The 11321-nt window shown below is 59.0% G+C and carries 9 protein-coding genes; 1 reads left to right on the forward strand and 8 read right to left on the reverse strand.

The window, feature by feature from the left end; translation table 11 throughout:
* Window positions 1-70 precede the first annotated feature (70 nt).
* Complete coding sequence (locus tag AC0CW1_RS07765; RefSeq protein WP_488182494.1) at window positions 71-640, reverse strand: nitroreductase family protein; 570 nt, start codon at window positions 638-640, stop codon at window positions 71-73.
* 184 nt (window positions 641-824) lie between these two features.
* Between AC0CW1_RS07765 and sfsA the strand changes: the two genes are divergently transcribed.
* Complete coding sequence (sfsA, locus tag AC0CW1_RS07770) at window positions 825-1979, forward strand: DNA/RNA nuclease SfsA (RefSeq protein ID WP_488182495.1); 1155 nt, start codon at window positions 825-827, stop codon at window positions 1977-1979.
* Window positions 1980-1981: 2 nt separating this feature from the next.
* Here the strand turns inward: sfsA and AC0CW1_RS07775 are convergent, their stop codons facing one another.
* The 7 genes from AC0CW1_RS07775 to gatC form a co-directional block, all read right to left on the reverse strand.
* Window positions 1982-2821: a methyl-accepting chemotaxis protein gene (locus AC0CW1_RS07775; protein WP_488182496.1), complete on the reverse strand. Its 840-nt coding sequence runs from the start codon at window positions 2819-2821 to the stop codon at window positions 1982-1984.
* Between the two features lie 207 nt (window positions 2822-3028).
* Window positions 3029-3961: a ketopantoate reductase family protein gene (locus AC0CW1_RS07780; protein ID WP_488182497.1), complete on the reverse strand. Its 933-nt coding sequence runs from the start codon at window positions 3959-3961 to the stop codon at window positions 3029-3031.
* A 27-nt stretch (window positions 3962-3988) separates the two neighbouring features.
* On the reverse strand, window positions 3989-4987 hold the full coding sequence (locus tag AC0CW1_RS07785; protein ID WP_488182498.1) for an alpha/beta fold hydrolase: 999 nt from the start codon (window positions 4985-4987) through the stop codon (window positions 3989-3991).
* Between the two features lie 86 nt (window positions 4988-5073).
* Window positions 5074-7698, reverse strand: coding sequence for a PAS domain S-box protein (locus tag AC0CW1_RS07790; RefSeq protein ID WP_488182499.1), 2625 nt, complete (start codon window positions 7696-7698; stop codon window positions 5074-5076).
* A 245-nt stretch (window positions 7699-7943) separates the two neighbouring features.
* Complete coding sequence (gene gatB, locus AC0CW1_RS07795) at window positions 7944-9464, reverse strand: Asp-tRNA(Asn)/Glu-tRNA(Gln) amidotransferase subunit GatB (protein WP_488182500.1); 1521 nt, start codon at window positions 9462-9464, stop codon at window positions 7944-7946.
* Between the two features lie 3 nt (window positions 9465-9467).
* Window positions 9468-10931: an Asp-tRNA(Asn)/Glu-tRNA(Gln) amidotransferase subunit GatA gene (gatA, locus tag AC0CW1_RS07800; protein ID WP_488182501.1), complete on the reverse strand. Its 1464-nt coding sequence runs from the start codon at window positions 10929-10931 to the stop codon at window positions 9468-9470.
* 85 nt (window positions 10932-11016) lie between these two features.
* On the reverse strand, window positions 11017-11301 hold the full coding sequence (gene gatC, locus AC0CW1_RS07805) for an Asp-tRNA(Asn)/Glu-tRNA(Gln) amidotransferase subunit GatC (RefSeq protein ID WP_488182502.1): 285 nt from the start codon (window positions 11299-11301) through the stop codon (window positions 11017-11019).
* Window positions 11302-11321 lie beyond the last annotated feature (20 nt).

The raw sequence follows: 11321 nt of genomic DNA on the forward strand, positions 1-11321 counted from the left end.
ATTAAAGATGGCAAAAGGCCGGTCCCGCAGACTATCGGGGACTGGCCTTCGCTTATCTAACTTCGCCCTCTTACTCCAGGATAAGTTCTCTCAGCGGACGCTTGGGCACATGGTGGGTGCCGTCTTCGTCACGCCAGTATTTCACATCACCGTCAGCGCCGATCTGTTCGATGACGACCGTCTCTTTCGGCTTGCCTAGGGCAATGACGAGAAGGATCTCGTAACGCTCCGGGATCTGCAAGGCTTCCGCCAGCTCCTGGCGCTTGATGGAGGCGATGATGCATCCTCCCAGGCCTTTTTCGACAGCGCCCAGCAGGATGCTCTGGCTGGCGATGCCGTGGTCGACGAAGTAGTTCTGGCTGATCTCCCGGTCACCGAGGATGACGATATAAGCGGAAGGTCTTTCCCCCGCTTCCGGCCCCGGCCATTCTTTCAGATAGCCTGCCCAGGCCAGGGTGGGGAAGATCTTTTCGTTCTTTTCCCGGTCACAAGAGAGGATGTACTTGAGCGGTTGCCGGTTCGCCCCCGAGGCGGACAGGCGGGCGAGTTCGATCAGTTCGGAAAGCGTTTCCCGGCCGATGGTGTGGCTCTCATGAAAGCGCCGGAAGCTGCGGTTACGTGCGACGAGTCCGTAGAGCATGGAACAACCCCCTTGTTGCTGTCATCACGAATAAGAATACCATGAAGCCGACGATTGCGCATGCCCTTTTTTCACACCGGCTAAAAGGGAGCCCAGGAGAAAAGACTTTCCTTCTCGCCTTTTCAAAGGATAGAATGATAGAATAACAGCGGCGCCGACCTTGCGGCGGGATGGGAGGAAAACATTGACCGACTCATTTTTTGGCGAAGTGAAAACAGCCGCCTTTCTCCGCCGACCCAACCGGTTTATCGTCGAATGCGATCTGGACGGCGAAACCGTCCGCGCCTACCTGCCCAACCCCGGGCGACTCTGGGAGTTGTTCTTCCCTGGCGTTCACCTCTATCTATCGGTCGCTCCCGAAGGCCGGCGAACGGCCTATACGGTCGTCGCCGTTGAGCGCGAGGGCCTGCCGGTGATGCTGCACACCCACAAGACGAACGAGGTGATCCACCGGCTGCTCGCTGATGGGCGCATTCCGGGCTTGGAAGACGCTCTCGTCATCCGGCCGGAGGTGAAAGTCGGCCGCCACCGTTTTGATTTTCTTCTGGAACGGCAGGGCAAGCCCTTTTATCTGGAAGTGAAATCGTGCACCCTCTTCGAGGGGGCCATGGCCATGTTTCCTGACGCTGTCACCGACCGGGGCCGGCGCCACCTGGAGGAACTGGCCGTCCTCTCTCAACAGGAGGAGGTCGCCTGCGGCGTCCTCATCGCTGTGCAATGGCCGAGGGCACGCTGGTTCCTGCCCGATTATCACACCGATTTTGCCTTCGCCCAGACCTTCCAGGCTGTCCGCAACGATCTGTGGCTGCAAGCGGTTTCTCTGTCCTGGCGCGATGACCTGAGCCTCGGCGACGCCGTCGCCCCGGTGGCCATCCCTTGGAGCTTTCTCGAAAAGGAGCTCCAGGACGGGGGCTGCTACCTCCTCGTCCTGGCGGTGACGGCGGAGACGCGCCTGACCGTTGGCAGCCTGGGGGAACGCCTATTCCGCCCCGGCTACTATGTCTATACGGGCAGCGCCCGGAAAAACCTCACCCAGCGCATCGAGCGCCATTGCCGCAAGCGCAAAAAGTTCCACTGGCACATCGACTACCTGCGCGATGCGGCGGCAAGCTGCACCGCCCTGGCCGTGCGGACGACGGAAGACTTGGAACATGAGCTGGCCCAGGCGCTCCGCCCCATCGCCCAAGGGGAGACGCCCCATTTTGGCTGTTCCGATTGCGCCTGTTCAAGCCACCTGTTTTATTTTACGGAAAATCCGCTGCGCCAGCGGCCCTTCATCGACCTGCTCCAGCGTTTCCGGATGGGGCGCGTGGAAGCAAGGTTGCTCGTTCACCGGTAAGACTACATGTCTTTGGCGAGCGCCTGGATTTTTTCCGCCGCCAGGGCGAGTTGCTCCATCGCTTCGGAGATCTGGTGGGTCGCCTGGGCCTGGACGGAGCTGAGTTCGTCGGACCGGCTGATTTTCTGTCCCATCTTTTGGATCTCCTCGGCGATGGCGGAGAGGATGTTCTTGATCTCTTTGACCGACTGTTCGCTGTCCATGGACATCTTGCGGATCTCACCGGCGACGACGGAGAAACCGCGGCCATGTTCCCCCGCCCGGGCCGATTCGATGGAGGCGTTCAAGCCGAGCAGGTTGGTTTTGCTGGCGATGCCGGTGATGAACTTGAGGATATCGTCCGTCTTTTTCAGGCGCTGCAACACGGCTTCACTGGAGGTTTTCAATTCAGACAGATGGGATGCCAGGTTGCCAGCCGTAGCGGCCACCTCCTGGCTGGTGGCGGTCATCTCTTCGGAGGATGCGGCCAGCGATTGGGCAATGTCCTGGAGTTCCAGTTGAGCCGTCACATTCATTCCCAGGCCTACAGCGCCGATGATCTGCCCCTGTTCATTCCGGACAGGGGCTGTGGCCGCTTTAAAGGATGTGCCAAAGGTCTCCTTGGGGATGATGTTCACTTGAGGCGTCCCGGACCGAACCACCTCATACATGCCATCACCCGGTTTCACGGCCTCGCCGACGCGGATCTTGACATCGACGACCTTGCCGGGGGCGTAATAGAGAAACCGCTCTGTGTCGGTGACAGCCAACATGCAGTCAAAAGGGAGGATGGTTTTAAAAAAGGGGGCGCTGGCAACGACTTGGTTCAGGATCTCGGCCCCAGTCTTTTCCCGGTGATCCATGGGTTCAACGCTCCTTTCTACCGCTTCATCACTCGACGATTCCCCATTCAGTAGGGAATGGTTTTAACGAATATTCGTTATATTTTGTTCGACGGAAAAAACCGTTCTCCTGTTCTTTCCATAAAAAAAGAGGCTGTCCGACCGGTTGGCGCGGCGCAGCCTCTTTGATCATGAACCTTTTTTTCAACCGTTTTTCCTTATCCGATCTTAGCCGTTTTTGGCGGCAAGGGCGGCATAGACCTCGCCATGGGCCGGCGTCGGCACGTCGAGTCTGGCGCCCATCCGGACGACATAGCCGGAAAAGGACTCCAGTTCCGTCCGGTTTCCCTTTTCAAAATCGCGCTGCATCGAGGTGGTGCTGTCGGGACCGAAGGTGAAGACCGACTTCATCGTATCCTCGACGATCGATGAGGGAAGTTGGATGCCCTGGGCGCGACCGACAGCCTCCACCTCTTCCATCAACGTCCGCAACTTCGCCAATCGCTCGGGATCGCCGGTGATGGCGCCGACAGGCGCTTGATAGTAGGAGGTGATCGCGCCCAGCGAACAGATGAGCAGGTACTTGCTCCAGACGGCGACCTCCGCATGGTCGGCATACTTGGCTGAAATGCCGGACTGGCGGAACAAGCCGGCGATCGCTTCGATCTCCTCGGGACGGATCTCTGGAAGTGCCGGCTGGCGGTCGACGCCGTAGACGATCCGGCAAGTGCCGCCCGATTGGACGATGACGCCGGGCGACTCGATCTGCGAGAAGATGTAACAGCAGCCGTTGAGCACTCTTCCCCGGGGCAAGAGAGCCCGCAATCGTTCGGCATGGTCGACGCCGTTTAACAGGGGGAGGATGATCGTCTGGTCGTCGATGAGGGGCATCATCGCCGATGCCGCTGTCTCCAGGTCGTAGGTTTTGACGCAGAAGAGGACGAAATCGACGGGGCCGATTTCGGCAGCGTTATCGGTCGCCAGCGCCGGTTTGGCGGTAAACTCGCCCCCCTGGCTTTTGACGGTCAACCCTTGCGTTGCAATGGCTTCCCGGTGCCGGCCGCGAACGATGAAAAAGACTTCATTTTCAGGCGCGCTGGCGGCGATTTTTCCGCCGAAGTATCCGCCGACACCACCCAGTCCCACAATGGCAATGCGCATGTCACTTCGCCTACTTTCAGTTGTGTTTTATCGGTAGCTGCTGCTCATACCCTGTCCGGCCTTAAAATCGGCCATCGCCTGGGCAAAGTCCAGCGGCTGTTCCAAATGGGCCAGGTGGCCGCTCTGTTCGAAGATGACCAACTGGGCGCCTTGGATGCGGCGCGCCATCTCTGCGGAATATTGGACGGGACAAACAAAGTCTTTCCGTCCCGCCAAGATCAATACGGGGACAGGGACCTCCCCTAATCGTTCACGGACGTCGAAAAAGGGCATCAGCCGGTAAAAGCCCTGGTTGGGAGCGAGGGAACAGCGCACCCCTTTGGCAAACTGGTCAATCGCTTCCTTGTGGGCGTCATAATCGGCGAAATAAAGCCCCACATAGCGGCCGAAGTTGCGGGTAGCCTCCTCATCGGTTTGCACGTGAGCAGCGTCCCGCATCCCGGCCAAGGCCTCCCAGTACCAGGGCCGGTTGTAAAACCAGAGGACGTTGATGGCCACTGTTTTCCGGAAAGCATCGTCCGTTACGGGCGTCGTTCCGTAAAGGATCAGACCTTGCAAACGGTCGCCGTAGCGAAGGGCGTAATGCTGGGCCACCATGCCGCCGTGGGAATGGCCCAAGAGGTACATCTTGTCTACGCCGAGATGTTGGCGCAGACCTTCTAGGTCTTCCACGTACCGCTCAAAGGTGTAGTCCTCCGGCTTTTCAAGCCGGCCCGAGGCGCCCGTGCCCACCGGTTCCAGGTAGACCATCCGGAAGTGTTTTTCCACCTCCGGCATACGCGCATAGGTCCAGTCAAAGCCCGGTCCGCCGGGGTGGACGACACAGAGGGGGCCATCACCCGCCACATGGTAGTGGATCTCGACCTTGTTGATGATGACGGCATGTTCCCCTGGCGCCAAGGGATGGCGGTCAACCATCTGTTCAGAGGCGTACCCAGTTCCGGCAAGCAGCAGGAGGATGACCATGGTTAATCCTAGAACTTCGCTGATTCTTTTGAAATGCCAGCAGTCGCTTCCCTGACGCAAGGCTGTTTCCCTCCGTTGATGATGCATAGGGAAACAGATTCTTCTTCCCTATCCTTTTTTCCTCTATCTTCGTCAGGAGGTTCAACCTATCCGCTGGCTTCGAGGAACTGCTCGATGGCATGGCGCAGATCGTCGAGGCGAAACGGTTTGCTGAGGTAGTCATCCATCCCGGCCTGCAAGCACACCTCCCGGTCGCCGAGCATGGCGTTGGCCGTCACGGCGATGATGGGCGTATGGCGTCCCTTCATCTCTTCGCGGTGACGGATCCGGCGGGTGGCTTCCAGTCCATCCATACCAGGCATCTGGCAGTCCATGAGAATGAGGGCGTATTCCCTTTTTCCCGTGCGCTCTATGGCCTCATGACCGGATATCGCCAGATCTACATCGGTATAACCGATGGATTTCAGTTGCAGACAGATCAGTTTTTGGTTGACAGGGTTGTCCTCCACGAGCAGGATAGGCAGAAAGGCAGGTGATCGCCCGTTGGCTTTGGAAGGTCTGAATCCCGCCATGGCTTTATTCGTTGCAATCAAGGAACGGGCTATCGCCTGTTGGGATTGTGTTGAAAAAGTCTCCCTGGCCTGCGTCAGAGTCGTTGGCGCCACCGGCTCTCTCGTCGACGCTGGCTCTGAAGATGGACCTGAACCGAGGGGAGCCGGCTCGATGAGCGACCTCCCGCTCGCCGCGGGTTGAACTATCGCCTTTGTCAACGCTGACGGCGACAATTGCGGCTCCTGAAGAAATCCTCCCGATTGAAAGATCGGCATGGGGATGGTGAACCAGAAGGTGGAACCTTTCCCCGGCTCGCTTTCGACAGACAGTCGGCCACCCATCATCGTGACGAGCCGGTCGGCAATCGCCAATCCCAGCCCTGTTCCTTCGAGCCGGCGGGTCTGTTGATTTTCGATGCGGGTAAAAGGTTGAAACAGTCTTTTTTGCTCTTCCGGCCCAATGCCGAAGCCGGTATCGCTCACCTCGAAGCGGAGTTGGACAAACTCGCTCGATTCCATCCCCCCGATGACCTGCAGGGTGACTGAGCCCGCTTCGGTGAATTTGATGGCATTGCCTAGAAGATTGAAGAGCACCTGCCGGAGGCGAACAGCGTCCCCCAAAAGAAACTGGGGCAAGGCCGGATCGAGGGAACAGTTGAACTGCAACCCTTTCTTTTTGGCTTTGATCTCCAAAAGACCCGTCGTCGATTGAATCACCGACGGCAGGTTGAAAATCTCCGATTCCAAGGTAAGCCTGTCCGCTTCGATGCGTGAGAAGTCGAGGATATCGTTAATAATGGCCAGCAGCAGGTTCGCCGATTCCCGGATCGTCTGGGCCAGCTTCTCCTGTTCTGCCGCCAGTTCTGTATCGAGCAGCAGTTCAGTCATACCGATGACACCGCTCATGGGTGTGCGGATCTCATGGCTCATGATCGCCAAAAAGGCGCTCTTGGCCTGGTTGGCCGATTCCGCCGCTTCCTTCGCCTGTTGCAGTTCCGCCTCGACCTGCTTGCGCTCCGTGATGTCCGTATAGGAACCGGCGACACGCACGGGCCGGCCGGACTCGTCCCAGTTCGCGAGCCCCCGGGCCAGGAGCCATTTGTATTCGCCGTTTTTTGCCTTGATCCGGTACTCCACCTGATAGAGAGGCGTCCTGCCGGCCAGGTGAGCCTCGATGGCCTGCTGTACCAATGAGAGATCGTCTGGATGGAGCAGGACTTTTCTTCCCTCGCGGTCGACGGGTATTCCTTGTTGTTCGTACCCGAGGATCTCATAAATCCGTGGCGAGTAGAAGATGTGGCCATTGATCAGGTCATGGTCCCAGATGGCGTCATTGGAACCCTTCACCGCCAGAGCGTACCGCTCCTCGCTCAACCGCAGGTTCTCTTCGGCCTGCCATTTTTCCGTAGTATCGTCGGCAGAACAGACGACAAAGGCCACGTCGCCCCGCTCGTCCAAGCGGGGGCGCTTGTTGACAGCCAACAGGCGCCGGCGCCCTTGGCCGTCTGTGACCCATTCGAGGGTGCGAAGAGGAACCTTTTCCGTAAAAACCTTCCGGTTTGCGGCCACACAGACCTCCGCGTCAGCAGGGCTCCCGCACATTTCGTAGATTTTACGCCCATCCAGTTCAGCGGGGTTCATCCCATAGAACTCGGCATGGGCGCGGTTGACAGCACCAAAGGTCTCTGGATCTTTCAGATACCAGACATGGGTGTCGATATCGTTGAGCAGCATCGTCTGTTCTTCCGTCTTGCGCTGCATAGCCGCTCGCACCTGCTGGAGCAATGTCTCCCGCCGCCGGGTGGATTCTTCAGCCAACCGGCGTTCGGTGATGGTTTCGTGGGCGATGATGACCAGTTCCCTTTCCCTTCTCCGCTCTGGGGCCGGGTCAAGAGGTGTTACCCTTCCGATAAACCAGCGCTGTTCCTCCGGAGAATGGCAGGGGTACTCCAAGGCGAACTGGGCGAGCTCCCCCGCCATGACCGCTCGAATCCCGGCGGCAAACTGAGCGGCCAAGTCGGCGTCATCGCCCTGGGCGGCGTCACAGGCGTCCAAATAATTGGCGCCGACGCTGGTTTGCGCCTCCGCAGCGCCGTTGGCGCGCGCAAATTCGCTCCATGCCCGGTTGACGGCGATGATCGTTCCCCTTTTGTCAATGACAGCAATATGAGCAGTGAGCGCATCTAACACAGCCGATGCGATGTTTTCCTGTTGCCACATGATGCGAACTCCTCTTTCCTCCGGGGGCATCTTGCACTCGTTTACGCATATTCAATATTATTATACAATGCCCCTAGGACCTTTACGAAGAAAAAAATAGCGCCAGACGCGAGTTAGCGCCCTGACGAATCTTTTTCTAAATCATGAAGTCAAAAAGCCTCCGGCGCGACTGCTTGAACGGTCGCTGCCGGAGGCTTTTCCGCTTTTTAGGCTTTCAGCTTTGCTTCAATAGGTGAATTCAAAGGCTACATCTTCGCCAGTTCCTCTTTCAGGAGTTTGTTCACCAGACCCGGATTGGCCTTCCCTTTTGTCGCCTTCATGGCCTGTCCGACGAGGAAGCCCATGGCTTTTTCCTTGCCCGCCTTATAATCAGCGACGACGGAAGGATTGGCGATGAGAATCTCGCCGATGATGGCGGCGATGGCCCCCTCATCGGAAATCTGGACGAGTCCCTTTTCCTCGACGACCCTTTTGGCCGCCTTGCCGGTGGCGAACATCTCCTCGAAGACGGTCTTGGCGATCTTCGTCGAGATGGTGCTCTCTTCGAGCAGTCGCAGGAGGCCGACCAGGTTGTCAGGGCTGATGGGGCTGTCCTGGAAGCCTTTTTCCGAGGCGTTCAGGAAGCGCGTCAGTTCGCCCATCATGTAGTTGGAAATCTGCTTGGCCCGCTCCTTGCCCTTGCTGTCGGCTTCAGTCCCGGCAGGGACGGCGATGCCGTAGGCGGCGCAGGCGGCGTCGAAGTAGTCGGCCATCGCTTTCGAGCCGACGATGATGTCGGCGTCATATTGGGGCAGGCCGTAGGACTGGACGAGGCGCACCCGTCGCGCCTGGGGTAGTTCAGGCAGGGTCTGGCGGACCTTGTCCACCCACTCGCGCGAGATGACGAGGGGAACCAGGTCGGGATCGGGGAAGTAGCGGTAGTCGTGGGCCTCTTCCTTGCTACGCAGGGAGATGGTCATGCCCTTCGCCTCATCCCACATGCGCGTCTCCTGAACGACTTCGCCGCCTTCGCGCAGGATCTCAGCCTGGCGCTCGATCTCGTATTCGAGGGCGCGCTGGAGGGCCTTGAAGGAGTTCATGTTCTTCAGTTCTGTCCTGGTGCCGAATTCCTTCTGCCCCCAGGGACGCAAAGACACGTTGGCGTCACAGCGCAAGCTGCCTTGCTCCATCTTGCAGTCGGAAACTTCGGTATACTCAAGGATCGCCTTCAGTTGCTCCAGATAGGCGATGGCCTCTTCGATGGAACGGATGTCCGGCTCGGAGACGATCTCAATGAGGGGTACGCCGGTCCGGTTGTAATCGGCGAGGGAGTAATCGGCGCCAGAGAGGTTCACGGCGCCGGCATGAACGAGCTTGCCGGCGTCCTCTTCCATGTGGACGCGGGTGATGCCGATGCGTTTCTTCTGGCCGCCCGCCTCGATCTCGATGTGGCCATTTTTGGCAATCGGCAGGTCATACTGGGAGATCTGGTACGCCTTCGGCAGGTCAGGGTAGAAGTAGTTCTTGCGGTCGAACTTGGAGAACTCGGCAATCTCGCAGTTGAGGGCGAGACCGGCTTTCATGGCATAGTCGACCACCTGCCGGTTGAGGACGGGCAGCACGCCGGGCAGGCCGAGGCAGACGGGACAGACATGGGTGTTCTGCTCGCCGCCGAACTCGGTCGTGCAACCGCAGAAGATCTTGCTCTTCGTGTGCAGTTCGGCATGGACCTCCAGGCCCATGACGATTTCAAAGTCGAAATCTCTTTCCATCGTTTCCTTGCTCATCGGTTACACCCCCAACTCGGGCATTTTGCTGTGGCAACCGGTCGCCTCTTCATAGGCATAGGCGATCTGGAGCAGACGCGCCTCGTCGAAGGCCTTGCCGATGATCTGGAGACCTACCGGCATGCCGTTGGCGAAGCCGGCGTTGATCGAGAGGCCGGGGATGCCCGCCAGGTTGACCGACAGGGTGTAAACGTCGGAAAGGTACATCTGGAGGGGGTTGTCGGTCCGGTCGCCGAACTTGAAGGCCACCGAGGGCGTCGTCGGCGACAGGATGACGTCGAACTTCTCAAAGGCCTGGTCAAAGTCGTTTTTGATCAGGGTGCGCACCTTGAGCGCCTTCAGGTAGTAGGCGTCATAGTAGCCGGAGCTGAGGGCGTAGGTGCCCAGCATGATCCGCCGCTTCACCTCGTCGCCGAAGCCTTCGGCGCGGGTCTTTTTAAACATGGTGATCAGGTCGTCGGCCGACTCGGAGCGGTAGCCGTAACGGACGCCGTCATAGCGGGCCAGGTTGGAGGACGCCTCGGCCGGGGCGATCAGGTAGTAGACAGGCAGGGCGTACTCCGTATGGGGCAGGGAGCATTCGGCCACTTCGGCGCCAAGGCTCTCGATGGTCTTGACGGCTTTTTCAATGACCGCCTTAACCTCAGGGTCCATGCCGTCGCCGAAGTACTCCTTCGGCAGGCCGACGCGCCAGCCCTTGATCGATTTGCCAAGGAGCGACGTGTAGTCGGGATAGTCGACTGGGGCCGAGGTGGAGTCCTTGGCGTCATGACCGGCGATGGCGTTCATAACAAGGGCGCAGTCGCGCACATCGCGGGTGAAGGGACCGATCTGATCGAGGGAAGAAGCGAAGGCGATGAGGCCGAAGCGGGACACGGCGCCATAGGTGGGCTTCAAGCCAACGACGCCGCAGAAGGCGGCTGGCTGGCGGATGGAGCCGCCTGTGTCGGAGCCGAGGGAGAAGACGGCTTGTCCGGCAGCGACGGAGGCGGCGGAACCGCCCGAGGAGCCGCCGGGCACCCGCTCGATGTCCCAGGGGTTGCGGGTCGCAAAAAAGCCCGAGTTCTCTGTGGAAGAACCCATGGCGAACTCGTCCAGGTTGGTCTTGCCCATCATGACGGCGCCGGCTTCTTTCAGCTTGGTGACGACGGTGGCGTCATAGGGCGGCACGAAGTTGTTGAGGATTTTCGAGGAGCAGGTGGTGCGCACACCGTCGGTGCACATGTTGTCCTTGATGGCCATGGGGATGCCTTCGAGGGGGCCGATGGCTCCGCCGGCGGCGATCTTGGCATCGACGTGGGCGGCTTGTTCTAAAGCCTTGTCCACGGTGGGGGTGACAAAAGCCCGGATCTTCGGTTCCAAGGCCTGCATCTGCTCCGCCTGGGTCTTGACCAGTTCGGTGGCGCTGACTTCTTTGCGGACGAGCAGGTCGTGAAGTTCATGGGCCGTTTTCGTGTACAGCTTCACGGGGATCCTCCATTCGTCGGTTCCGGCGAGCGGTTCCGGGTCTGATGTTCGATGGTTGGGGGTTAATGATTAAAACGTAGGCAGATTATACGATCCGGGGAACGCGGAAAAAGCCGTCTTCCTCTTCAGGGGCGTTGACGATGCTCTTTTCCCGATCCATGGAGGGGTCGATGCGGTCGTCGCGCATGACGTTGTGGAGCGGGAAGACGTGGGCTGTCGGGGGGACGTCTTTCGTGTCCAGCGCTTGCAGGCGCTGGGCGTAATCGAGGATGGCGTTGAGTTGGGTCATGTATCGTTCCACGTCCGCCTCAGACAGTTCCAGGCGGGCCAGCTTGGCCACATGTTCCACTTCCGCTTTGGTAAGGGCCATCGATTTCACCTTCCTTATCA

This window comes from Heliomicrobium sulfidophilum, from assembly GCF_057715735.1.